Origin of the sequence: Proteinivorax tanatarense (assembly GCF_040267685.1) — a bacterium.
GTDB lineage: Bacteria > Bacillota > Proteinivoracia > Proteinivoracales > Proteinivoracaceae > Proteinivorax > Proteinivorax tanatarense.
In genome coordinates this window covers 2,505,784-2,530,834 of sequence record NZ_CP158367.1, presented here as the reverse complement: position 1 = coordinate 2,530,834, position 25,051 = coordinate 2,505,784, and the positions used below count along the sequence as shown (strand labels likewise).

Sequence of the window (25,051 nt, the reverse complement as noted above, 5' to 3'; positions counted from 1 at the left end):
TAAACGTACTAAAAATGTATAATCGCAAAGCTTTAATGTATGTTAAAATTTTAACATACATACGATGGGTTTACAATATTTTGATTTTTACCTAAGCTATAGGTTTTTCTATTATGTTTTCTCCAAAAGAAAAATATTTTACTTTAGGTTTTTGTTTACAATATCTATGTAATAATCAAATTATTATCAAAAAATTAAGCTGTTGGCGAAATGAATCTAAGTGTAAACACAAATGTAAAGTAAAATATCCCTTGATTTATTAGATAAGCCTTTCTTGCCGGGGAGTTTTCGGTATTGCTATAATCAACTTAAAGCTAGGAGTAGGGGAAAAGGGGCATAGGACAATGGGTAAAACTGGGTTAAAAAAGGGAGGAGATTAAAAAATGGCTAAAAAAAATGAAAAAACAAACTTTAATAAGTCTAAGCGCTTTAATTTTGCTTTAACATGGGCAGATGTTGATGGCCGCCCGTATAGGCAAGAGATTCTTGATCTTGCCAATAAAATAGGAAGAACCAAAGCTGGAACAAGTAGAGAAGCTATACCATTTGGACCAGAGTATTATGCTCTTGAACCGCTTTTAGACTCTTATCAGGCTAAAATCGCAATGCACTTAGAATTTAGGAAAAAGCTTAGCGCTGACGATGTTGCAAAAGCAGCGGGAGAACCTTATGAAAAAGTCAAAGCTGCACTAGATCATATTGCTTGGGCTGGTGTTGCCTTTGTTAATACTGTTGATGGAGTAGATATGTATTGGCAGGATATTTTTGTTCCCGGCCATCTAGAAACGATTAACAATAACAAGGAAATCGTTGAAAAACACCCTGAAGTTGCTGAAGCTTTTTATTACTTCGGCAGTAAAAGGGGGCCAATGGCGGCAGGAATTATGCCTATTGGTGGAGGCCCTATGAGAGTAATACCTATTGAAAGATCTATTGATGCCAATACAAGAAGAGCATCTTTTGAAGAACTATCTAAGTATTTAAATGAAGCTAGCGTTTTTACAGTATCAGACTGTTCATGTAGAACATCTAGAGAGGCTATGGGAGAAGGTTGTGGACACTTAAAAGAAGAAATGTGTATCCAGCTAGACCACGCCGCAGAATATTACATAAAAACTGGCCGTGGTCGAGAAATAACAAGGGAAGAAGCCTTTGAAATTATTAAAAGGGCGGAAGATAATGGATTAATGCACTCTATTCCTAATTTGGACGGACCTGGTCACACTCACGCTATATGTAACTGTTGTGGATGTGGATGCTTTGCCATGAGACTGGCAAATGAGTACTTAAACAATGATATTGTAAGGTCTAATTATAAATCTGTAGTGGACGAATCAAACTGCGTGGCTTGCGGGGAGTGTATTGATGTATGTCCAACTAACGCATTAAGGCTTGGTCAAAAGCTATGCTCAGAAAATCCAATAGACGAAACCATTACAAAAGTTACTCCAAGAGACACTGAATGGTTAGAAGACAAATGGAACACCGACTACAGAGAAAATCGGAAAAACACTTTAGATTCTGGCACATCCCCTTGTATTACAAGCTGTCCTGCTCATATTCCAGTTCAAGGCTATATTAAGTTAGCATCACAAGGAAAGTACACTGATGCTCTTGAGCTTATAAAGAAACATAATCCACTTCCAGCAGTATGTGGACGTATATGTCCAAGACTTTGTGAGGAAGACTGTACCCGTGGTGATTTAGATGAAGCAGTAGCTGTTGATGATATCAAAAAGTTTATTGCTCAGAAGGATTTAGATACGGAGACTAGATACATCCCTACAAAAAGACATAACTATGGGGACAAGAAGATTGCAATTATCGGTTCTGGACCATCAGGGCTTACATGTGCTTATGACCTTGCTATTGATGGATACGACATCACAGTTTTTGAAAAAGAGGAAAAGCTAGGTGGTATGTTAAGTTTAGGTATTCCTTCATACAGGTTAGAAAAAGACGTTATAGAAGCAGAGATTGACGTGATTAGAAAAATGGGCGTGAAATTTAAAACGGGAGTAGAAGTAGGAAAAGATCTTACTATTGAGGAACTTAGAAATCAAGGTTTTAATGCTTTTTATGTAGCTATTGGCGCTCAGTCAGGTAGGAAACTGGGCTTAGAGGGAGAAGAATCAAAGGAAGTACTTAGTGGAGTTAAGTTCCTTAAAACACTTAACTTAGGTGAAGAAACCAAAGTCCAAGGTAAGGTAGTAGTAATTGGTGGTGGTAATGTTGCTATTGATGTGGCTAGGAGTTCAGTTAGGCTAAAAAATGTTCTTGAAACTGATATATACTGTCTTGAAGATAGAGACAACATGCCAGCTCATAAAGAGGAAGTGGAGGAAGCTTTAGAAGAGCAGGTAGGAATTAACAACTCATGGGGACCCTCTAAAATCATAACGAAAAATGGCAAGGTAAAGGCAGTTGAGTTTAAACGCTGTATATCAACATTTGATCAGAATGGAAACTTTAACCCTAAGTTTGACGAATCTGATAAGAAGGTAGTTCCTTGTGACTATGTTTTAATGTCAGTAGGGCAAAACTTTGATTATGGCAATTTATTAAAAGGTGAAGATGTTACTTTAACTAATAGAAACACTATAAAAGTTGATCCTATAACATTACAGTCTTCAAAGAACGATATTTTCTCAGGTGGAGACGTTGTTAGTGGACCAAGGCTTGCAATTGATGCCATAGCTGCTGGAAAGGAAGCTGCTGTTTCTATCCACAGATTTGTTCAAAATGGCCAATCTTTAGTGTTTGGAAGGGATACCCACTCATATATAGCGCTTGATAAGGAAAATCTAGCGGATTTAATAGATTACGACGGAACTGAGCGTCAAAGAATCAAGCATATAGATGGAGAGGTTTCTAAAACTACTTTTAAAGATTTGAGAGGAGTTTTCACAGAAGAGGAAATAGAAAAGGAGACAGCTAGATGTTTAGGCTGTGGCGCAACCAAAGTAGACGAATACTTATGTGTTGGTTGTGGTGCCTGTACCTTAAGATGTAAGTTTGATGCAATCGACTTAGAAAGGGTTCACGATGTTATTGGCTACGAAATTGATGATTTACCTAAAAAAGTAATCAAAAAAGCAGTCTCTAGAAAAGCTAAAATTGCTTTAAATAAAATAAACCCTTTTACGAAAACCAGATAGTTAATTAGATTTTCTTATCATCCAAGAACAAACCATCATAGGAAAATGAGGGATTATGTTATGCATGAATTGGGAATTGTATACGAAGTTATAAAAATCGTAGATAATTTTGCAAAAGAAAATAATGTTGAAAAAGTGGAAAAGATAGTTTTGGAAATTGGACAATTATCTCAAGCAATACCAAGGTATATTGAAGATTGCTATCCTGCAGCTGTAACTGAAACACCTTACGAACAGACAAAACTTGAGATTATTATTTTACCAGCTAACGGTAAATGCAATCTATGCAAAGAAGTTTACAACATAATTGATAACAGGAAAATTTGTCCCAATTGTGAGGGTGAAGATTTTACTTTGATTTCAGGAAAAGAATTTAGAATTAAGGAGATTGCCGGTTACTAGCGACTGTTTTGTTACTTTTAGGTAATTGCAAAACGATCAGGTTTTAATTCCCTATACAACATGTCATCTTAAGCGATGGTGAAGGATCTATGGCTTTAAACTTAGAAAGAAAACCAAGATTCTTCGCCTTAAGCTTAGCCTGTCATTAGTTTGGGGAGCTTTGGAGTTATTTATAAAAACGCTGTTATATCAGGTGTATAAAGTTTTGCAATTGCCTGTTTGTTACTATATTAAGGGGGAATGAAAATGCTCTTTTATGAAGGTTTAACTTTTGAAAGCGTTATGGGTCTCATCTTGTTAATTTCTGCGGTTGTGTTCGTGAATGAAATCACAAGAAGGTCAATAAAGGTATCAATTATTGTATTTTGTGTACTTCCAGTTTTGTTAGCCATTGGTGTCTATATGGATATCTTAGGATCACCATCAGGCCAAACATGGTTTGGATGGGTTAAAGTTATATCTGCATTAGCAGGTGTGTATGGTTTTATGTTGATTCGATTCACCAAGTTTGGAGGTAGAAAGTTTGCAGCGTTATTTCCAGTTGCAATACTATCGCTAAATATTGCAGAAGCAGTGTATAAAGAATTTGAGGTATTTATGACTTATAATACTCCCACTGTTGACCCAGCTGGCATCCTTGTTTTAGGTGGTCCATGGAATATTTTTAACGGGCTTGCGGGGATTCTATGTATTCTCACACTAACAGGATTTGCAGGCATAAGAGTATCAAAAGATAAAACTAAAGATATGATTTGGCCTGATATGACATGGATGTATATTATAGGTTATACCTTATGGAACTTTGCATATGTTTACAATTGCATTTCCACAAGATCTTTGTATGCGGGATTTGCTATACTAACCGCAGCCATAATAGCAGAATATGTATTTAAAAGAGGTGCGTGGCTACAACATAGAGCACAAATATTAGCGTTTTTTGCCATGTTTGCTTTGGCTGTAGATTATCAACAGTCCTCCTACTTTCAAATCTTTCCAACATACCAAGAAAACTTGTTAATAGGGCTTAGTGTATTTTCTTTTATCTTTAACTTGGGTGTTTTTGTTTATATGATTTATACCATGGGCAAGAACAAAAAGAACCCACTAAAAGAAGAGATTTTTACACATACAAACGCATACAAGAAAAATCTAGCGGAAAATAACCTGTAGTTAGGATGGTTGGATAGGAACTGTTCATAGTTTAGGTTGATGGTCTGGGATGATAAGATTTTGTAAAACAGAACCGAACCCATAGAAGAGTTATTTACCTCCTATGGGTTCGGTTTTTAATGTTAAATAAATTGAAAAAATACGCTAGTTTTTTGCTTAAATAAGATTCGAGCACCGCATCTTAAAGCTAACTAACCATGAAGCTTTTACCTATATTATTGTTGATGATGCTAGGGTTAAATTACCTGAAAGAGGGAAGGGGGTCTGCCATGGAAACATGAGATAGGCCCTTTTTTTATGTAGCTGTAATCGTTGTTTCAATGTAGCAAAAATAGTAAATTAAAGCCCTTAAGGACCTACAGCATTTTTAGTGCGAAATAGATTTGGACCTTTCTTTAAACACTGCAAAAACAATTTAAAACATTTACAATTGCCAAAAAACCATAATTATGCTATAATTCAATTATATATAAAATTCAGGAGGAAAGAAAGATGATGACGGTTGACATTTCCATCAACTTACCAATTTTAATACCAAACTCTCAAAACAACGGGAGATTTGCGTCCAAAATTAATAGACCGTCAACCTAAGTAAGAAATCATCTTTACCAATCCAAAATGCTAAAAAAGCATCCAGGTAAGGTTTTCTTATCTGGATTTTTTTATGCTTAAAAACAAGGAGGACTTTCCAATGATTGAATTATCATTAAAAAATATAAGTAAATACTACGGTGCTCACCAAATACTTTCAAATATAAGCTTTGAACTAAAAACAAAAGAAAGAGTAGGCCTAATAGGCGCCAACGGCACAGGCAAAACAACCATCTTTAAAATAATAACAGGAGAAGAACCACAAGATAGCGGCGAAATAAACAAAAGAAAAGATCTAAAAATAGGCTGCCTTAGGCAAATCCCTGTTTACCCAGATGGCTACACAGTAGAAGATGTGTTAAACACATCCTTTGCTGAACATCAAAAGGTACAACAAAAACTTAATCAACTTGAACACCAAATGACATCACAATCTAGTTCCAACCTAGAAAACACAATAAGAGACTATGGCAAACTACAACAAACATTTGAAGAAATGGGAGGCTACCAAATAGAATTAGACATAAACAGAATATGCAACGGACTAAATATATCTAGAGACCTTAGACAAAGGAAATTCAACCTTCTAAGTGGTGGAGAAAAAACAACAACTATTCTAGCCCAGCTGCTACTTAAGCAGCCCGACCTATTGCTACTAGATGAACCTTCAAACCACCTAGACATAGAATCACTAGAATGGCTAGAAGAATACCTAAAGCAATATGAAGGAACAGTTTGCATCATCTCTCATGATCGCTACTTTCTAGACCAAGTAGTCACTAGAGTTATAGAAGTAGAAAGCGGTGAATGTAATGTTTACCATGGCGACTACAGCTACTTCATGAAAGAAAAAGAACGCCGTCTTATGGAACAGTTTGAACAATACCAAAACCAACAGAAGAAAATTAAAGCTATAGAAAAGACAATTAAAGACCTCAAAGACTGGGGAAACAGAGCCGAAAACCCCAAATTTCACAAACGAGCAGCTAGTATGCAAAAACGTCTAGATAAAATGGAAAAGATAGAAAAAGTTGCCCTAGAGCAGCGAAAAGTAAACCTAGGCTTCTCTGACGGAGGTCGCTCCAGCAACGAAGTTTTTGTGCAGAGGAATTAAACTTTGGTTTTGATAACAACCTACTTCTAAACAACATTAACCTCCAGATAAACTACGGCGATAGAACAGCTCTGGTAGGCAAAAACGGCTGCGGAAAATCAACCCTCATTAAAATACTAAAACAAAAGCTAAAGCCTCATTCAGGAAAGGTTAAAATAGGGACCAGAGTAAAACTAGGCTTCCACGACCAACAAATAGCATTTGATAATGAACAAAAAACCATCTTAGAAACCTATAGAGAAAAATGTCCATCATCCCAACAAGAGGCCAGAAATACCTTGGGAAGTTTCTTGTTCTACGGAGACGAAGTATTTAAAAAGGTAGTCCACTTATCAGGAGGAGAAAGAAGCAGGCTAAAACTCTGTCTCCTAATACAACAAGATATAAACACCCTAGTACTAGATGAACCAACAAACCACCTAGACATAGACGCCATAGAAATGCTAGAAGAATCATTAAAAGAATTCAAAGGCACCATCCTATTCATCTCTCACGATCGCTACTTCATAAACAAAATAGCTACCCAAACCCTAGATCTAAATAACAAAACCCTAACAAAATACCCAGGAAACTACGACTACTATAAACAAAAAAAGACCCAACAATTGCATCAAAAAGAATCAAAAAACCAAATCAAAAAACAAGCTAGCAACACCGGTCCAAATAGAAGCGAGGAAGCTAAAAAACAAAACACCTTTAAACTAAAGGAGATAGAAGTCAAAATAGAAGAACTAGAAATTCAAATAAAACAAAAACAAACCCAATCCCAAACCCATACCACAGACCACAAAAAACTACAACAAATAGAAATAGAAAAAACAACCCTAAAACAAAAAAGAGACACCCTACTAGAACAATGGGTTCAGATGAGTGGGTGATGAGGGGTAGTTGTACAGTTGACAGGGAAAAAATCTGGTGAGCATAGTCTCACCAGATTTTTGCGTAGCAGGGTCATGGCCGAGGAAAATCTTAGCCCACTTTACTGCATTTCCTCTCAGAGGTAGAGCTTGGTCACTTGCCAGCCAGGAAGAGGGTCAGACTTTTATTATTTTTTTCTTCTAATTCACCCCAATTTTAGGGTGAATTTTTGGAAATAAAAAGGTTTTTTCAAAGAAAGTAAGAAACATTCACATAACACTAGTACTTTATCTTTTTTATTAACATATTCACCCTGTTAAGGATATTCTTTAAGAAAGACATTCTTTTTCTACACATTTCTTGGAAGGGGGAGCAGATTAAAATATATACAAAAACTGTTAGGATATAAGAGCTTTAAAACGACACAAACATATACTCCATATAAACACTAATAGTCTTAGCAAAATACAAAAGACTTTACATTGATTGCTAGTAAGCAAAGTAAAAGTATATGCTTAAATATTCAAAAGGAGCAAATATAACCGAACTACAGTTTGAAACCATCAATTAATATTGATAAGACGTACCTTATATGGAAATACAATGTTCTTTGAAAGTGTCAGCTAACCAAAACAAGTTGTGAAAGGTAGGATGAGCATGAACTATGAATGGGTGGATGGATATTTATTGTCAAAACCAGAAGTAACTAAGGAATTTAAAGAAGAATGGGAATGGGATAGGTATCTGTTAAAGGGTAAGATGATTTCTGCTTTATGTACTGATAAGAACGGGAAAGAGATATTAACATTAAAATGCGAACCGGTATTTGCTAAGAAATTACGTAGTCAGTATAAAGATATTATACCCGGCTATTATATGAATAAGGTACATTGGAATTCTGTATATCTAGAAGGTGAAGTGTCTGATGAAGTCATAAAGAATATGATTGACCATTCATATGAATTGGTCATTAACAAATTAAGTAAGAAAATGCAAAATGCTATAAAAAATGGTGATAAAAATGATTGAATCAAGATGTGGAATTTTATGCAGTGAATGTGATTATAAAGAGGAAATGGATTGTAAAGGTTGTATTAGCATTAAAAAGCCTTTTTGGGGTGAGAATTGTCCAGTCAAATCATGTTGTGAAAATAAAAAGCTAAATCACTGTGGAGAATGTGAAACCTTTCCATGTGATTTACTTAAACAATTTTCATATGATAAAAAACAAGGAGATAATGGATTAAGAATAGAACAATGTAAAAAATGGAATGATTAGTTAAAAAAAATAAACATATTGATAAACTATAGCAGCTGCACACACAATCACATAACATGGATTTAAGATTCTATGCTGCATCCAAATTTGTTCGGTAATTTACTTTTTAATAAAGTTAAATATATTGGTTGAGAGAGGTCACTTAAAATGTTCATTCCATCATGTTAAGGGGGGATTATAATTAGCTGTAGAAAAGAAACGTGTGCCTGTAATAGTAAATCATGTCCTAGACATGGAAAATGTTGTGAGTGCGTAGAGCATCATAGAAAACAGGGCAACCTACCTAAATGCTTAGCTTAGCAGGCTGCAAAATTGAGGGGGGATGTATGCTAAATAGCAAAGGCTTTGATAAGTGGTCGGGAGAATACGACAACAGTATTGCAGAAAATAGCGGCGGTTATCCGTTTGAAGGTTATTATAATGTTTTAGGATTTGTACAAAACTTAATTAAATCTAAACAGCATGCTAAGATTCTTGACTTAGGAGTAGGTACAGGACTGTTAACTTACCAGCTTTACAAAAAAGGCGCTAAAATTTATGGAGCAGACTTTTCTAAAAATATGCTTGAAAAAGCAAAGTTAAAAATGCCAAAAGCTAGTTTTTACTATTTTGATTTTTCAAAAGGACTTCCAAATGACCTTAAAAACTTAAAGTTTGATTATATAGTTTCATCCTATGCCCTTCATCATATTGAAAATGATAAAAAAGTAAAGCTGCTGAAGTACCTAAGAAAACAGCTAAAGCCAGATGGGAAAATAGTTATAGCAGATATTGGATTTGAAAATAAAGAGATACTAGATAAATGCAGAAGTGAGGTAGGACAAGAATGGGATGATGAGGAATTCTACCTAGCAGGTGATGAAATAATTGATAGATTAGCTAAATTAGGGATGGACGTAAGCTATACTCAAATTTCTTTCTGTGCTGGAGTGCTAGAGATAGGTTAGAAGTTTTAGAGAAAATCAACTAATAAATTTATTGGAAATGGTGTAAAAGATAGGGTGGGCTTGCAGTATTGCATGCCTACCCTATCTTTTACAATTCTAATCTTACCTGTTGTTAATGTGAAAAGAGAGCAGCTTGAAGCAGTAATTGGAGTATAGCAATGATAGTGTGGCATCAACATTTTTATTAATGAAACAATTATTTTATTTGTAAAAAAGGGGGTTGACAAGAGGAAATATTGTTATAAATTATATATAACTAATTACGACAAATATAAAAAAGAAAAAATGACCATTAAAGTAGATTGTTAAACAACTGTTCCATTAAAGGGAAAGTGTCAAAATGAAAAAACAAGAAAAAATAAACAAGCTATTTTTCAAAAACAATTTCATTATAAGGTTATCGGCACTAAAACTACAATAAGGGGGATAAATTATGATACTTTCAGGAAAAGAAATAAAAAATAAGATAGGAAAAGAGATCTTTATTGAACCGTTTTCAGAAAAACAGGTTAATCCAAACAGCTATAATTTAAGATTACATAATGAATTACTTGTTTATGAAAATAAAACTTTAGACATGAAAAGTGATAACAAAACTAAAAACTTTTTTATTCCGCCAGAAGGGTTAGTCCTTGAACCAGGGAAACTTTATTTAGGACGGACAGTTGAATATACTAAAACAAATCAATATGTTCCAATGCTTGAAGGAAGATCTTCCATTGGGAGATTAGGGTTGTTTATACATGTAACTGCTGGATTTGGAGATATAGGTTTCAGTGGTTATTGGACTTTAGAAATATTTTGCGTACAGCCTGTTAAAATATATCCAGATGTGGAAATATGCCAAATATATTATCATAGTATTGAAGGAGATTATGATAAATATTCTAGTGGTAAATATCAAAACAATAGAGGAATTCAAAAAAGCTTAATATATGAAGAATTTGAAAAGTAAAGATTAAATGGTTTGCGTTTATTGTGCTTGCTCTATTACAAAATGCATTTGTGAGAAGTAGCCATATTGATGTGTGGAGCTGTCATCTTGAACGGAGTGGAGCAGGTAATTCATTGCCTGCGCACATGGCAACTGAAATGGTATAGGCCTCATGCTCGCTACCACATCCGGGGAATGAATTCCCCTCTACGCAGTGGGAAGCAGCACAACCACAATCCAACGAGACAGAGAAAACAACACTCCCATTAACCACCGTAGCAGGTAATTTATTGCCTGCGCACATGGCAACTGAAATGGTATAGTCCTCATGCTCGCTACCACAATCCGGGGAATGAATTCCCCTCTACGCAGGGGGAAGCAGCAAACAACTACAATACAACGAGCCAGAGAAAACAACACTCCCATTAACCACCGTAGCAGGTAATTTATTGCCTGCGCACATGGCTACTAAATGGGACAGCCTTCATGCTCGCTACCACATCCGGGGAATGAATTCCCCTCTACGCAGTGGGACCAACACAACCACAACTATGGATTTGATGCTTTACCCTAGGTTGTTCTACCTAAAAACCGATATGGCAGCTTGGCCTGAATTTTCTACATCTTAAAAATAAAACATAAAATAAAGGGTTATGATGGTTTTACATTGAATAATTAGTATAATTGAAAAATTCAGCCATATAAGTTTACGGATACTTGCTTAGATTTACCAGTGATGGAACTGTTAATGAAGAGCATAAAACAACTCCCACTATAAAGTAAATAACGTGAAAAAGACAAGTAATCATGCAGAGGATGGTTGCATTAAAAAGGTACTCGAACCAGAAAAGAATTGTCGTTAGAGAAGGAGAAAACGAATTTCAGAAGTAAGGCGTACCAAAGGAAAAACAATAAAGGAGAGGACAAAGGTGGTTAAGGAAGTGGAAGAGTTTTACGACAGCTCAGCAAACTACGAGTGGGAGAGGCTAAACAAGCACAAGATAGAGTTTGAAATAACTAAAAGGTATTTAGACAGGTATATTCAAAAGGGGGCAAAGATTTTAGATGTTGGAGGAGGCCCTGGCAGATACTCTATTTATTTAGCACAGCAAGGTCATGATGTGACTTTGTTAGACCTTTCATCTAACAACATAAGCTTGGCAAAACAAAAAGCTGAAGAAAGAGGAGTTTCGCTATCAAACTACATACATGGAAATGTTTTAGATTTAAGTAAATTACAAGATCAAAGCTATGATGTAGTGCTATGTATGGGTCCGATGTATCACCTAACAGAAGAAGGTGACAGAAAAAGAGCCATAAGAGAATGCTTAAAAAAGCTCAAAAAAGATGGCAGCATATTTGTCGCTTTTATTTCAGCTTATGCGCCTATTATCGACCTACTAAAAAACTATCCCGAAGAGCTAGAAAACTATGGTGAGGATGCCCTTTTACGATACTTACAAGATGGAAAAAATATAGTTTCAGATTCAAACCCAGGATTTACAACTGCCTATTTTGAAAAGCCTGATAAAATTGAACTATTTATGGGAAAATTTGGGTTAAATAAACAGGTTATAGCTGCAATAGAAGGATTAGCAGCTCAAAGTGAGCCTAAGCTTAATAACCTTTCAAAAGAAGCCTTTGATAAATGGGTAAACTTAATATTCCATACCTCCACAGACCCTTTAACTTGGGCTAGCTGTGAGCATTTACTGTATATAGGTAAAAAAATCGACAAGTAGTCATAAATTGGGTCACTTTTTAGTCGATTTAGAAACGAATAAAAGAAGACTGAGCAATCGTTTTCCTCTAGACCCCTCAAATAGGAATTACAATGGAATATGTTCGATATAAGTGTACTGGTAGGGATAAGCTGATTACTTAAATTTTTTGACTACAAGAAAAAATCTACCTTCGTGGGTAGATTTTTCTTTTCTAATTGGAGTTAATAGTTTCTCTTTTATCTAAAAAAGACTATTGCTTTTACAGACGAGATCACTAGAACCATTAACTGTGGGAGGAAGTTTTCAAAATGCGGAGATTAAAAGAATTGAATAACATTATAGAATCAGTTAGTTTTAATAAACTGTGGGATGGTTTTAACAAAACAAAATATGCAATTTATAACGACAAGAACTTTTATGTTAATGATAATGAGGGTTTAGAGCTAGAGCTAATAAAAGATGATTTTTGTTATATTGGAAAGACAGATGAGCGATTTGCGGGGAATACAGCGATAAAAATTGATAATAATTACATAGCAATTTGGAATGAAGAGAATATACGTCAGGGTATGAGCAATGAAAAATTAGCATCGCTTATCATACATGAGATGTTTCACTGCTTTCAGCTGGCAAATGACGAAAGTAGATTTGCAAATGAACTTCTAGGTATAAGTTATCCCATGACAATTGAGAATATTAACTTACGCACTCTAGAAAGGCAGTATCTTTTCGATGCAAACCATGAAATAGACAAAGAAAAAAAGATGAAATTAATAACTTTATTTTATAATACAAGGAAAAGAAGGGAGCAGGTCATAGGTAACATTATTGAATATGAGAAAGCAATAGAAACCATAGAGGGGGCTGCTGTATATGTAGAATATAAGGCTCTTGAACAATTAATGTCCAGAAGTAGCATAAACTTAGCAGAGTATATAAAAGGATTCACAGATATAACGGAAAAAAATTTAAACATAAGACATAGTAGCTATAATCAAGGGTTACTATTAGGGTTAATTGCTGATGAATATATCCCAAATTGGAAAGAAAGATTTAGCAATAGCACACAATTCTTAAGTGATTTTATACTAAGTGAACTGAAAATTAATGAGATTAAGCTTGATTATAAACATGAAAATCTAAAAGAAATAGAGGGTTGTATTGCTAATTGGAAAGAACAAAGGGACTTGGTATTTAATGAGTTTGAAAGAAAAACCAAACGGAAAACTTTAGAAGATGGTTTTCAAATAACAGGATTTGATCCAATGAACATAGTAAAAAGAGATCAAGAAATAATTCATAAGAACTTTTTAAAAGTAAAAATAGACAGCTCCGAGCAAGTAATTAAAGGACCGATCAAAGCTTTAATTGGAAAGCACATTTTTGATGTAAAGAAAATTGAGTGGTAATAAAAGGGGGTGGTTGTGTGCTGGGAAATCGAGAGAGTTATTTTGAGGCATTAGATGAAGTGAAAAACATATGTAAAGTTAAGTTTGGCGATAAGGTATGTTCTGTATATGTAGGAGGAAGTGTGGCAAGAGGAGACTTTGTGCCGGGAAGGAGTGATATTGATTTATATGTTGTGTTAAAAAGTAATAAAGTTCAACATAAAATCCAGATGGAGTTAGAGAAGATTAAAAGTAAGGAAAAACCGATTAGTGTGGCCTATACTACTAAAAAGGAAGTAATAGGCGGACAATCATTTTTAGGTAGCGGTTTTGAATATAATAACTTTATAAGAGAAGGAAAATTGATTTATGGCCAGGAGATTAAGGAAAGAATACCCAAGCCTACAAGGGAGGAAGAAATTAAAACTGCAGATCAATGTTTGAAGTTTTTTGAGGCTAATTATAAAGATTATGAGGAAGAAGTTATAGGAAGATATTTTAGTGCCACTTTTAGAACTTTTTGCATAGTTTTAAGTGGAAAAGGGATATATGTAAGCTCTAAAAAAGATGTGGTGACAGTTTGCAATAAAAGATTTAAGGCTAGAAAGTTACTTAATGAGAAAATTAATGTAATCTATGACTTGTGGCTAACATGGGGCAGAGAGAAACTAACGCAACAACAAGTTTGTACTCTAATCAAGGCATGTGATGACATTATGCCTTTGATATTCGATTTATGGGAAAGTAAGGAGCTAAACTTAGAGCCTCTATAAAAAAGAATAAAGTAGTGTTTATTTGGGGTGGACCCTCTGGCAAAACCTTGGTGGCGGAAGCCATACATGTATTCATATTTAGCTTTGGGTTTCTTTAAAACTACTACTATTAAAACTTTTTATTATAAGGTGTGTAGTGTTACAATCGCAAAATATTGTACAACTTAAGGGGGAAATATAATGTGTGATAAAAAGAGTGAAAAATTTACCAATGTTGATTTAGAAAGATTGAACATTGTAGAAAAAGATGGAACTGTAAAAATGTCCTTGTTCAATAGCAAAAATATGCCATCAGCAATATTTGAAGGGGAGGATATTTTACCCGGACATAGAAAGGATGATAATAATGCAGGAATTATGTTCTATAACGGTAATGGTACGGAATGTGGTGGATTAATTTTTGGAAGTAAAGTAAAGGAAAATGGTGAGTATGAATCAGGATTATCTTTATCATTTGACCAATACAATCAAGACCAAGTAATACAAATGTCTGTAGTTGATAACAATGGTTGTCAAAATTATGGACTAAATGTTTTTGATAGACCTAAAAATACTATTAAAGAAACAGTTCAATTAATGAAACAAATGGAAGAGATGGAAGCTGGACCTGAAAAACAAGAATTAATGCAAGAATTAAGCAAAGACAGTCATCGAAGAATGTTTATGGGTAAAACTTCCAATGGAGAAGTGTCGGTTAAGCTAAGCGATAGCAAAGGGAATGAACGTATAAGAATGGTAATTGATGAAAATGATGTTCCAAAGCTTGAGTTTTTGAATGGAAATGGAGACGTTATATATAGCTTACCACCAAAACAAGATAATGCTCACGATAAGTAGGGAGTAGGTCTGCATTGTAAAAAAATATTTAATACTTTTAAGAATCTATTTTAATTTAGATTTTATAGGCACACGAAAGTGTGTCTATTTGCGTGTTAATGTAAAAAAGTTATCTATTTGCATAGCTTTTAATTTTACTGCAGATATTATAACAGAAATATATTTGAGGAGGTGACAATCAAATGTCTGAAATTAAATGTAGAGTAGAGGAATGTAATTACAATGAAAATGATTTTTGCAAAGCTTCAACAATTGAAGTAATGGCTAGAACAAAAGATCATATAATTAGTAATACTGATGATACTGCTTGTAAAACTTTCTTTCCTAAAGGTAAATAATAGTATAAATAAGACCGTCATGTTTTGAAATGATGGTCTTATTTTATATACGATAGAGTAGATATCATTTTTCAAACCCAATTTAGTTTAGTGTTTAGGTAAAGTAAAACTCCAGTTATCTATTAAAAAATACCCCTTCAGATAAAATTAAAGTGGTACTAATATCATGTTATAAGGGATGTTGGCTTAAGTAGTATAAACAAAAAATATCTTAACCTTTACTTTGACTATAAAGAACCTATCAGCAAAGGTATTTCTAATTTCCTTTGCTGATAGGTTCTTTATCAAAATAGTCGCTAACTACTTGGTAGTCGGCGACTATTTATTACTCTAGTTTCTTATTAGATAATCAAAAGCACCTAAGGCTGCGGTAGCTCCAGAACCCATAGAGATAATAATTTGTTTGTATGGACTATTAGTACAATCACCTGCTGCAAATACTCCTGGGATATTTGTTTCTCCATGGTTATCTATAATTAACTCTCCAAATCGGGTCTTTTCAAAATTATCTAGCCAATCGGTGTTTGGTACCAGCCCTATTTGTACAAAAATACCTTCTAATTTAAGATTCCTAACTTCCTCTGTATCTCGATCCATGTAGGTAATGCCATTGACCTTTTCATCACCTGTAATTTCTTTGGTTTGTACATTTTTTAGAACAGTGACGTTAGAAAGACTATAAAGGCGCTCTTGTAAGACTTTATCTGCCTTTAATTCTGGCATATACTCAAGAACTGTAACGTGCTTAACGATACCAGCCAAATCAATTGCTGCTTCTATTCCCGAGTTACCTCCTCCTATAACAGCTACATCCTTTCCTTCGAACAGCGGTCCATCGCAATGTGGGCAATAGGCCACACCTTTATTTTTAAACTCAAACTCACCAGGGACTCCAACATTTCTCCAACGGGCACCAGTGGCTATAATAACTGCTTTACTTTTTAGTAAACCACCATTTTCGAGTTCTATTTCTATTAAATCTTTTTTACTAAGTCCTTGCACTTTTTGTTGTTTTATAATATCAACATCATAGTCTTTAACGTGCTCCTCTAGGCTTGCAGCAAGTTTAGGTCCTTCAGTGGATTTAACACTAACAAAATTTTCTATGCTTAAGGTGTCCATTACCTGACCACCAAATCTTTCTGCTACAACTCCAGTACGGATTCCCTTTCGTGCAGCATAAACAGCAGCGCTAGCTCCAGCGGGACCACCGCCTACTACAAGAACGTCAAAAGGGTCTTTATCGTTAAACACTGAGAGGTCAGCAGGTTTAGTAATTTTAGCTAAAATATCCTCTAAAGCTAAACGTCCGCTAGCTAAAAACTCACCATTTAGATATATTGATGGTACAGTCATTATATTTTTCTGTTCTATTTCTTGTTTAAATGTAGCTCCGTCTATCATAGTATGAGATATTCCTTTGTTTAAAATGCTCATTAGATTAAGGGCCTGCACTACATCAGGGCAGTTATGGCAACTCAAACTTATATAGGTCTCAAAATGATATTTACCCTCTATTTTTTTAATTTCATCTATAACCTTTTTTTCAACTTTGGGTGGCCTGCCACTTACTTGCAGAAGTGCTAGTATCAAAGATGAGAATTCGTGACCTAAGGGGATACCGGCAAAAGTAACACCGGTATCTTCACCTATACGGTTCACACTAAAACTAGGAGTTTTGGGTAAACTTGTTCTCTCCACAGATATTTTTGGGGACATAGCAGCTAATTCATCTACTAAAGTTAGCATTTCTTTAGAAATCTCATCTTCTCCAACGCTAACTTTAAGTATTACATCCCGTTCCATCAGTTGAAGATATTGGTTTAATTGGTCTTTGATGTTTTTCTCAAGTGCCATGATATCCTTAAATCTTTCCTACCAAGTCAAGACTTGGCTTAAGAGTAGCTGCTCCCTCTTCCCATTTAGCTGGGCAAACTTCACCTGGATTATTTCTAATATGTTGAGCTGTTTTAATTTTTTGAACTAAAACACTTGCATCACGGCCCATACCGCCAGAGTTTATTTCAACAGCCTGAATTACTCCATCTGGATCAATTATAAAAGTGCCTCTATCGGCAAGCCCAGTTTCTTCATCTAGCACATCAAAATTACGGCTGATTTTTTGTGAAGGATCACCGACCATTATATAAGTAATTTTTTTAATAGCTTCTGAACTATCGTGCCATGCTTTATGGGTAAAGTGAGTATCTGTTGATACTGAATATACCTCAACTCCCAAAGATTTAAGTTCTTCATAATGATTTTGCAGATCTTCTAACTCTGTTGGGCAAACAAATGTAAAATCAGCAGGGTAAAAGCAAACTACACTCCACTTTCCTTTAAAGTTTTCCTCGCTAACATCAATGAATTGACCGTTTTGATAGGCTGACGCTTGAAATTGCTCTACTTTTTTTCCGATAAGTGACATAATAAATCATCTCCTTAAATTTTATATATTTATTTTATGTTATTGCAGAATAAACAATAACAGTAATCATTACTAATTACATAGTAAAGCACTGCTCTTTTTTTGTCAAGGGCAATTAGGAATAATTATCAATTACTTTATAGAGGAAAGAAAAAGTTACTAAAAGGTCAATAATAAGGGGAAATTAGTTACCTGCTTTTAGTATTTTTTGAGGTTATATGTTTATCTATTCTTTTATTATTGTTTATAAATACAATTTGTTGAAAAAATGACATAAATATATATCAAATCCGAAAGATCAGATTGAAATACTATACAGACTGTCATTATATTCTGTTTAGCTCAGGTTAGCATTCCCAGTGTATTTCAATAAAATTTGTTTAATTACTGAAAGAAAATATAGGCCAACAAAGTAAAGGAGCAAAGGTGTAAGGTAGTAGTTGTAACAATAATAGTTGCCAGTAGCTTTTTAGCCAGACAAAACAGAAGTTTAATTATTTTGTAAAATATTATAAATTTCTATAATATTTGTCGACTTGTTTTAATATAATTTGTATATATACCATGGCAGGCGAAAAATTAAAGTAGTCGTGCCATACTTAGGAGGTGAAAAATCATGAAAATGAAATCAATTGTCAAAACTGGTTGGAATCTACAAAAAACTGAGAGGAGTCAAAATAGTGCACAAATGGGACCGATGATAGGAATTGGGAGCGAGTTTTGCTGTGCATGCTAAGATTAGCAAAGTAGTTTAGATTACCTATTTACTAAATTAAGTAAGCTACATGACCCTTCTATCACAACTGTTCAAAGTGTACTGTGATAGAAGGGTTGTTATATCCCGTTAAGATTTCTGTTTTTTTTACATGTGGATATTGTATTTATCGCGAAATTATGTGAGTTTGATGTTATGGGCAGAGGCAGATTTCAGTACAGAATAATCAGCTTAGAGGAGGGGAAGTAATGAAATTAATAAAACATATGATATTTGTAGATATACATAATAACAAAAAGCTTTTAATAAACTCTTTAACAGGAACTATGGACGAAATAGATGCTCCTATTTATGAAACTTTATCCAAGTGGCAGGACTGTGAAGAAATTGTAACAGAGAATGATTTGGAGGCTGAGTTATTGAGTAATCTTCAAGCTAGGGGGTATGTTGTAAATAACTATGAAGAGGAACTAGCTAAAAAAAGTGAAATTTTAGAGGTGGTTCGAGACAATCATCTTGAAAGACAAAAAAATCAAAGATCTGCGGTATTTGTTATGACTTATGACTGTAACTTCAGGTGCCCTTATTGTTTTGAAGGTGATGCCTATCTAAAAAAAGAGGTTATAACTCCAGAACAAATTGATGCCGCCTTAAACCTTGCCGGTGATGGTCTTGAGGCAATATGTATTTTTGGGGGAGAACCTTTGCTTCCCAAAACCAGACCAGTTTTAGAACATCTTTTCAATAAGGCCCCCGATAAAACATATCAAATTTTTACTAATGGATATTACTTAACGGAATTTCTTGATTTACTTTTATCAATAAATATTTCTCAAGTTTTAATTACTTTAGATGGCAATGAAGAATTCCACAATAGCAGGAGGTTTTTAGCTAACGGAAAACCTACCTTTAGAAAAATTTTGGAAGGTGTAGAAAAATGTTTAAAGAATGGTATAAACGTTCGAATAAGAATGAACCTCGACAAAAATAACTATGAGGAAGGAATAGATTTAAGAGAAAAGTTGCTTGACATGTTTTCGGGATACAAGAACAATTTATCCTTTGAGTTATCCACACTTATTGGAGCCTCCAGTAATGAGCGGCTTGATATAGTGAGTGAAATATATTCCTCAGATAATAAACATTCTTTTGAGGACAGGGAAAGAATAAATGATTTTATAACTAAAAAAAATTCTATACTTGATCACTTAGTATATGGTAGAGACATAAACCCTTTATACTCTTATTGTTACGCCCATGTAGATGGCATGGTATTTGACCCCTATGGCACTATATATCCATGCTTGGGATGCGTAGGCAAGGAGCACTTTTCCATAGGAAAGTACCACCCTTTGATAGAATATAAAGAAAATTCCATACGTAACCGTAATATAGAAGCGATTCCTGAATGTAGGGATTGTACATATTCTCTTCTTTGTGGAGGCGGCTGTCCTTTGAAATTAATAGATAACGATGGGGATTTTTTTAAGCCCGTGTGCTATTCCATCAAAACTCTTTTGCACAAAGAGTTACCCGTACTTTATAAAGAAAGGGAAGAGGCTATAAAAAATGAGGAGATAGAAAATAGTACCGTTTGATGTGTTGTGTGTAATAAAAGTTTTGTAAATTAACTAATCTAAGTTAAAACCTTAAAGACGTGTTTCTAAGAAGCCATAAGTGAATTACTTACATCAACATAGCCTTTGTGTGTTTTTAGAAAAGGTAAAAAAACCTATCCATACTTTTTAGGATAGGTTTTTTTGTTAATTAATAATATTGAAATATCAAAAGCCTGACCCGGAAGCTCCAGCTTCTTTTGGAGTTTTGTGTACAGAATAATTAAACAAAACCGCTGATATAACCATGACTGTTCCGCTTATCATTATAGGAATAAAAGTTCCTATCGTGTCATACATTCCGGCAAATATAATTTGTCCAAAGGGTGTTGCACACAAAGATGCTGTTTCTTTGACTGAGCTTACTCGACCTAACATATCAGAGGGGACTTCCTTCTGCATTAAGGTGGCCATTCCTACATTTGTAATAACTGCAGCAGATCCTATAATTAAAGCTAAAACTACTATTGTGAGGTAAGGTATTAGATTATTATTGAAGAGGTTTAAGTAGGCTGGTAAAGAACTAAAACCTATCAAGCAGACTAATGTACCCATTATAATTAACGCCATATAAATGACTTTGGTCAACTTGATTTTTTTTGCTACCGTTCCAGTTATACTAAGACCTAGTAGTGAGCCAACCATTAGTGAGGATTGTAGAATACCCAGTTGTAAGTCGCTAACTTCTATAACCATGCTGGCTATATAAATTAGACCTATACTTAGGGCAGGGCTAAAGAAAGCATTGGCTACAAAGGATAGAGTAATTATTTTTTTCATTATATTATGGTTTAAAATAAAGTTTATACCAGATTTGAGGTCATTATAAAAGGAATTAAAAGAGAAATCATTGTGCTTTTTATTAGGGGTTTTCAAATCAATGAAAGCTTCTGAAATAGCAGATAAAATAAAACTAACGAAATTCAATAAAAGAATGATGGAGATGCCAAATATACCAAATAAAGCTCCCCCCACCATGGGACTTATCATCATGGTGATGGTCATTATGACTCTATTTAAGGAATTTGCTTCTAGCAAATCATCTTTATCCACAAGGGACGGGATTGCTGTGTTGATAGCCGGGTTAAAAAGGGTAGTAATTATGGAGAGACAAATTACTGTGATGTAAATATGAAACATAGTGATTGTTGAAGTTACGGAAATTAAAAACATTACGCCAACTATAAGACCTGAAATTAGATCAAGATATACAATCAGTTTTTTTCTGTCAAACCAATCAACAAAAACCCCACTTATAGGACCTAAAAGAAGCATGGGTATCATAGCAACAACAAGTACTGAAGCAAATTGAGATGCGGATCCTGTTAACCTTAATACATATAATGAGAAAGCAAATTGCATTACACCGCTGCCAAACATAGACACAAACCTACCTAATAATAGTAAACTTAGGTTTTTGTTTTTAAGTAGTTTTAGATTCACGGAAGTACCTCCTAAAGTTATAGTGGTCAAATATCATCTTTATCATAGTTTAGCATTTTAACACAGTTAAAAGAATATGGTGATATTGGGAAAATAACCACTGAGTTGATATCTTTAGTGACTTTAGAAGGATAGTATTTAAGAAAATTGACTCTTTACATGCAGATATTCTGTTACTTTTAACGCCTCTTTGTACTTACGCTGTTTCTTGTATGTATCTACTAAGTAATCTGCATACAGTAGTGTGTATCCACGATGTGTGTCATTTATTGAAACTTCATAGAGGTCTTTTATGGCATTGAGATATTCCTTGTTGTATAAGTAATTTTCTATAGTGTACATTTTCTGTAGCCATTTAAGAGAAGCCTTTAAGGCTATGTTTATCTGTTCGGGAAAATCTTTATAGCACTGTTCAGATAATTTTAAGTAATACCCAGCTTGTTGCTTTTTGCCTATGGCGAAGTTTGCAAGAAAAAGTTTTTGTAGTAGATAGATGTAAAAGCGGGTATCAGAATTTATGAGTTGATTTAGAATTTCATAGGATAAGTTGAAGTATTTAATAGCTTCAGAATAGTTGGCAGTAACTAAATATCCAGATCCAAGGTTATAATAGACATGTCCTAACCTAGCTGAATTAACATCTGACTTTATTAGCGAGATTGCTCTTTTAAAGTATTTCGCCATTTTTTCTACATCCCTATAATTAGCATAAGAGGCAGCTATAATATTGCATACATAGATTGCGAATTCTATATTTCCTTCTTGAGTTAGTTTAATATAAGCTTCTTCCCCTAAAACTATACTATCTAAATAATTCCCCAGTCCATAATGGGCTGCTACAACCCCGGCAAGAGCGAAACCCTCGGGGGTGTTATTTTTTGCTTTTGTAAAATAGTTTAAAGACGAATGGTAATCGTGATTAATAAAACCTTCTAACTGTCCCATGATTATATAAAGTCGGTATGTTTGGATTTCATTCATATAGTGTTTAAATGGCAAAAGTTGTCTTATTATATTATTGATATTTTCTTTATCATTGCTTCCAAAAAGATAGCTCCAATATGCTTCCACTAGCATCATGTCTATAGCTAAATTCGAATGTGCTAGAACACTAGACTTCTCTTTTAGTTCATTCATAATATCCTTAACCTTATCTTTATTATCAAAAAAATAGTAGTGAAAAAAATCGTTAATTTTGTTTTCATATATTGTGAGATCTATATCAGTAGGCAAACTAATACCTAAGACATCTAAAAGTTGCCTTAAAATCTCTTCACTGCAAATTATAGTTCCTTTTTCAATTTTACTTAAATAAGACACAGCGCATATGCCTTGACAAAGCCCTTCCTGGCTCATGTTTTGTTCCAGCCTATTTTTTTTTATCAACATCCCTAAGATTTTTGTGTTGTTTTTCATAAAATCACCTCGCAACTCTTCATATACCATAGATATAGCTTAATGTCAACACGCTTAAGAGTGGGTTGACATTTATTTTTACACTGATACTATAAGTTTAGCAAGAAAGGGAAAAGCCAGAACATTATACTGTAAGAGGATCTGGGACTATAAATCAATAAAAAATATTTTTAAGAGATACTCATTTCTATCATAACTAAGTTTAGTATTAAAGTGATGAGTATCTCTTTTTAACTATAAAGAAAAAGTAAATAAATTAGACTGGAAAAATTGAGGGGAGTTAGATGAAAATGAAAAAAAACTTAGTAGCTAAAATATTACTAAAAGATACTCCAATTATGAATCATTTTTTGCTCTAAAACCTACTTCACTTACAGTGGACTCGGGGACTATAAATGTTATTTATGGTAAAAGTGGTTCAGGAAAATCTACATTATTAAATATCTTGGGCGGAATGGATGCTCCAACGCAAGGCAAGGTAATGTTTGAAAATAAAGATTTATATCAGCTGAATGATAAAGAACAATCGATGATACGGGGTAAGCGCTTTGGTTTTGTTTTTCAGTTTTTTCATTTAATTCCTGAGCTTTCAGTATATGATAACATTTCTTTGCCCACTCAATTTACTAAAGAACCTTTAGAAGAAAAAGACATTGTGACTATTGCAAAAACTTTAGGTGTGGAGCAAAGGCTGACGAGCCTACCATCAACTTTATCTGGCGGTGAGCAGCAACTAGTCGCCGTTGCAAGAGCTTTAATTAATCATCCAGATATAATATTTGCTGATGAGCCCACAGGAAATCTTGATAGTTATAATAGTTCAAAGGTTAGCGAATTATTAGAAACATTGTGTAAAGAAAGAGATGTTACACTAGTTTTAGTAACACATGATAAAGATCTGATCCAAAGTCCTGACAACTTATACCAAATGGAAGATGGAAATCTTCAGTTGATTAGGAAGTGATAGGTTATGTTTTTATTAAAATTATCATACAAATTTTTGTTAAGTAAAATAAAAATCACAAGTATCATAATTTTTCTTTAGTTATATCTATTGCTACTATTTTAGCTATAGATATATCAAGTAAAAATATAAATGATCATTTAGCTCAAACAGCCTTTAGTACGTACGGATCACACCATTTATTTGTCAATGATATAAATGCTTCAGAAATTGAGCAGCTGGAAAAAGATAAAAATATTAACGTAATGAGCGAATATGTCTTGGTTGATACCGCATTATTTAATAAAAATAATAATACAGCTACAATAGGTGGTTTAGTGAACAAACCTTTGATTTAGGGCATTTATCGTTAATAGAGGGAAACTTCCCTAAACATAAAGGTGAAATTGCGATAGAGGCATACTTAGCCCAAAATCTTTCTATAGGTGATGAGATCAGTCTAGGAATAAATGATAAATCTAATACTTATAAAATTGTTGGTATAGTTGAAGATCATTCTATGTATTGGTCAGCTGCACCTAGTGTAGTCAAAGGTGTTAATGATTATCCTAATATTTTTATCAGCAAAGAAGAACTGGAAGAGTTTGAAGACCAGGTCACACATGCTTTAGTATCAATTAATAAATCTATCACGAATAGAAGATCTAGAGAGTCTATAAGCGATTTTGGAGTTGAACTGTATCACATCAACGGACTAGAAAATGTGTACATAAATGAAAAATTAATAAACGATGGATTGTTATATAGCTATGTAATTTCTAGGGTTACAATGATTTTTCAAGTTATAATTTGGATTGTGTGTTCTAAAAAAATAATACCACACTGTAATAACATAACTAAATATAGACTCTTTATTGTAGCACCATTTGCTTGTAATACAGAAAGTTTTACCTTGTAATTATAAAACAACAGCCTAAATAAGCTAAATATATTAAATTAATATTTAGTACCATAGT

At 34.0% G+C, this 25,051-nt stretch carries 21 protein-coding genes; 17 read left to right on the top strand and 4 right to left on the bottom strand.

Annotated elements, in window-relative coordinates:
- The first annotated feature begins 383 nt into the window (after window positions 1-383).
- The 14 genes from PRVXT_RS12405 (at window position 384) to PRVXT_RS12340 (ending at window position 15,513) form a co-directional block, all read left to right on the top strand.
- Window positions 384-3,158: an FAD-dependent oxidoreductase gene (locus tag PRVXT_RS12405; RefSeq protein WP_350343182.1), complete on the top strand. Its 2,775-nt coding sequence runs from the start codon at window positions 384-386 to the stop codon at window positions 3,156-3,158.
- Window positions 3,159-3,218: 60 nt separating this feature from the next.
- Entirely contained in the window at window positions 3,219-3,560 is a 342-nt protein-coding gene (locus tag PRVXT_RS12400) for a hydrogenase maturation nickel metallochaperone HypA (protein ID WP_350343181.1), read from the top strand.
- Window positions 3,561-3,806: 246 nt separating this feature from the next.
- On the top strand, window positions 3,807-4,730 hold the full coding sequence (locus PRVXT_RS12395; protein WP_350343180.1) for a DUF5692 family protein: 924 nt from the start codon (window positions 3,807-3,809) through the stop codon (window positions 4,728-4,730).
- Window positions 4,731-5,421: 691 nt separating this feature from the next.
- Entirely contained in the window at window positions 5,422-6,435 is a 1,014-nt protein-coding gene (locus tag PRVXT_RS12390) for an ABC-F family ATP-binding cassette domain-containing protein (RefSeq protein ID WP_350343179.1), read from the top strand.
- Window positions 6,436-6,470: 35 nt separating this feature from the next.
- The gene (locus PRVXT_RS12385) at window positions 6,471-7,313 is read left to right on the top strand and encodes an ATP-binding cassette domain-containing protein (RefSeq protein ID WP_350345160.1); all 843 of its coding nucleotides are present in this window, start codon (window positions 6,471-6,473) and stop codon (window positions 7,311-7,313) included.
- A gap of 637 nt (window positions 7,314-7,950) precedes the next feature.
- The gene (locus PRVXT_RS12380; RefSeq protein WP_350343178.1) at window positions 7,951-8,322 is read left to right on the top strand and encodes an MmcQ/YjbR family DNA-binding protein; all 372 of its coding nucleotides are present in this window, start codon (window positions 7,951-7,953) and stop codon (window positions 8,320-8,322) included.
- Entirely contained in the window at window positions 8,315-8,572 is a 258-nt protein-coding gene (locus tag PRVXT_RS12375; protein WP_350343177.1) for a DUF3795 domain-containing protein, read from the top strand. The genes PRVXT_RS12380 and PRVXT_RS12375 overlap by 8 nt, the downstream gene beginning before the upstream one ends.
- Before the next feature lie 326 nt (window positions 8,573-8,898).
- A complete protein-coding gene (locus PRVXT_RS12370; protein WP_350343176.1) occupies window positions 8,899-9,519 on the top strand; it encodes a class I SAM-dependent methyltransferase in 621 nt (206 codons plus the stop codon).
- A gap of 433 nt (window positions 9,520-9,952) precedes the next feature.
- Window positions 9,953-10,474 carry a dCTP deaminase gene (dcd, locus tag PRVXT_RS12365; protein WP_350343175.1) on the top strand — a complete coding sequence of 174 codons (522 nt, stop codon included), beginning with the start codon at window positions 9,953-9,955 and terminating at the stop codon, window positions 10,472-10,474.
- A gap of 908 nt (window positions 10,475-11,382) precedes the next feature.
- The gene (locus PRVXT_RS12360; protein WP_350343174.1) at window positions 11,383-12,195 is read left to right on the top strand and encodes a class I SAM-dependent methyltransferase; all 813 of its coding nucleotides are present in this window, start codon (window positions 11,383-11,385) and stop codon (window positions 12,193-12,195) included.
- 290 nt (window positions 12,196-12,485) lie between these two features.
- Window positions 12,486-13,586, top strand: a complete 1,101-nt coding sequence (locus tag PRVXT_RS12355) for a hypothetical protein (RefSeq protein WP_350343173.1) — start codon at window positions 12,486-12,488, stop codon at window positions 13,584-13,586.
- 17 nt (window positions 13,587-13,603) lie between these two features.
- Window positions 13,604-14,338: a nucleotidyltransferase domain-containing protein gene (locus tag PRVXT_RS12350; RefSeq protein ID WP_350343172.1), complete on the top strand. Its 735-nt coding sequence runs from the start codon at window positions 13,604-13,606 to the stop codon at window positions 14,336-14,338.
- 180 nt (window positions 14,339-14,518) lie between these two features.
- Window positions 14,519-15,175 carry a hypothetical protein gene (locus PRVXT_RS12345; protein WP_350343171.1) on the top strand — a complete coding sequence of 219 codons (657 nt, stop codon included), beginning with the start codon at window positions 14,519-14,521 and terminating at the stop codon, window positions 15,173-15,175.
- Window positions 15,176-15,357: 182 nt separating this feature from the next.
- Window positions 15,358-15,513, top strand: a complete 156-nt coding sequence (locus PRVXT_RS12340) for a DUF1540 domain-containing protein (protein WP_350343170.1) — start codon at window positions 15,358-15,360, stop codon at window positions 15,511-15,513.
- Between the two features lie 330 nt (window positions 15,514-15,843).
- Here PRVXT_RS12340 and ahpF read toward each other — a convergent pair whose 3' ends face one another.
- Window positions 15,844-17,370, bottom strand: coding sequence for an alkyl hydroperoxide reductase subunit F (gene ahpF / locus PRVXT_RS12335; protein WP_350343169.1), 1,527 nt, complete (start codon window positions 17,368-17,370; stop codon window positions 15,844-15,846).
- Between the two features lie 7 nt (window positions 17,371-17,377).
- Window positions 17,378-17,941 carry an alkyl hydroperoxide reductase subunit C gene (gene ahpC / locus PRVXT_RS12330; protein WP_350343168.1) on the bottom strand — a complete coding sequence of 188 codons (564 nt, stop codon included), beginning with the start codon at window positions 17,939-17,941 and terminating at the stop codon, window positions 17,378-17,380.
- Window positions 17,942-18,904: 963 nt separating this feature from the next.
- Between ahpC and PRVXT_RS12325 the strand changes: the two genes are divergently transcribed.
- Window positions 18,905-20,254 carry a radical SAM/SPASM domain-containing protein gene (locus PRVXT_RS12325; RefSeq protein WP_350343167.1) on the top strand — a complete coding sequence of 450 codons (1,350 nt, stop codon included), beginning with the start codon at window positions 18,905-18,907 and terminating at the stop codon, window positions 20,252-20,254.
- Window positions 20,255-20,440: 186 nt separating this feature from the next.
- On the opposite strand, the gene PRVXT_RS12320 is transcribed toward PRVXT_RS12325, so the two are convergent.
- Window positions 20,441-21,715 (bottom strand): MFS transporter, encoded by a 1,275-nt coding sequence (locus tag PRVXT_RS12320; protein WP_350343166.1) that lies wholly within the window; start codon window positions 21,713-21,715, stop codon window positions 20,441-20,443.
- Window positions 21,716-21,853: 138 nt separating this feature from the next.
- Complete coding sequence (locus PRVXT_RS12315) at window positions 21,854-23,131, bottom strand: helix-turn-helix domain-containing protein (RefSeq protein WP_350343165.1); 1,278 nt, start codon at window positions 23,129-23,131, stop codon at window positions 21,854-21,856.
- A gap of 316 nt (window positions 23,132-23,447) precedes the next feature.
- On the opposite strand from PRVXT_RS12315, the gene PRVXT_RS12310 reads away from it, so the two are divergent.
- Together PRVXT_RS12310 and PRVXT_RS12305 are read left to right on the top strand one after the other, a co-directional pair.
- Window positions 23,448-24,095 carry an ABC transporter ATP-binding protein gene (locus PRVXT_RS12310; RefSeq protein WP_350345159.1) on the top strand — a complete coding sequence of 216 codons (648 nt, stop codon included), beginning with the start codon at window positions 23,448-23,450 and terminating at the stop codon, window positions 24,093-24,095.
- Between the two features lie 499 nt (window positions 24,096-24,594).
- Entirely contained in the window at window positions 24,595-24,993 is a 399-nt protein-coding gene (locus PRVXT_RS12305) for a hypothetical protein (protein WP_350343164.1), read from the top strand.
- Window positions 24,994-25,051 lie beyond the last annotated feature (58 nt).

Bases quoted from the DNA above. Each gene is read 5' to 3' on its own strand.
- PRVXT_RS12405 (WP_350343182.1), top strand. From the start codon at position 384: ATGGCTAAAAAAAATGAAAAAACAAACTTTAATAAGTCTAAGCGCTTT.
- PRVXT_RS12400 (WP_350343181.1), top strand. From the start codon at position 3,219: ATGCATGAATTGGGAATTGTATACGAAGTTATAAAAATCGTAGATAAT.
- PRVXT_RS12395 (WP_350343180.1), top strand. From the start codon at position 3,807: ATGCTCTTTTATGAAGGTTTAACTTTTGAAAGCGTTATGGGTCTCATC.
- PRVXT_RS12390 (WP_350343179.1), top strand. From the start codon at position 5,422: ATGATTGAATTATCATTAAAAAATATAAGTAAATACTACGGTGCTCAC.
- PRVXT_RS12380 (WP_350343178.1), top strand. From the start codon at position 7,951: ATGAACTATGAATGGGTGGATGGATATTTATTGTCAAAACCAGAAGTA.
- PRVXT_RS12375 (WP_350343177.1), top strand. From the start codon at position 8,315: ATGATTGAATCAAGATGTGGAATTTTATGCAGTGAATGTGATTATAAA.
- PRVXT_RS12370 (WP_350343176.1), top strand. From the start codon at position 8,899: ATGCTAAATAGCAAAGGCTTTGATAAGTGGTCGGGAGAATACGACAAC.
- dcd (WP_350343175.1), top strand. From the start codon at position 9,953: ATGATACTTTCAGGAAAAGAAATAAAAAATAAGATAGGAAAAGAGATC.
- PRVXT_RS12355 (WP_350343173.1), top strand. From the start codon at position 12,486: ATGCGGAGATTAAAAGAATTGAATAACATTATAGAATCAGTTAGTTTT.
- PRVXT_RS12345 (WP_350343171.1), top strand. From the start codon at position 14,519: ATGTGTGATAAAAAGAGTGAAAAATTTACCAATGTTGATTTAGAAAGA.
- PRVXT_RS12340 (WP_350343170.1), top strand. From the start codon at position 15,358: ATGTCTGAAATTAAATGTAGAGTAGAGGAATGTAATTACAATGAAAAT.
- ahpF (WP_350343169.1), bottom strand. From the start codon at position 17,370: ATGGCACTTGAGAAAAACATCAAAGACCAATTAAACCAATATCTTCAA.
- ahpC (WP_350343168.1), bottom strand. From the start codon at position 17,941: ATGTCACTTATCGGAAAAAAAGTAGAGCAATTTCAAGCGTCAGCCTAT.
- PRVXT_RS12325 (WP_350343167.1), top strand. From the start codon at position 18,905: ATGAAATTAATAAAACATATGATATTTGTAGATATACATAATAACAAA.
- PRVXT_RS12315 (WP_350343165.1), bottom strand. From the start codon at position 23,131: ATGAAAAACAACACAAAAATCTTAGGGATGTTGATAAAAAAAAATAGG.
- PRVXT_RS12305 (WP_350343164.1), top strand. From the start codon at position 24,595: ATGTATTGGTCAGCTGCACCTAGTGTAGTCAAAGGTGTTAATGATTAT.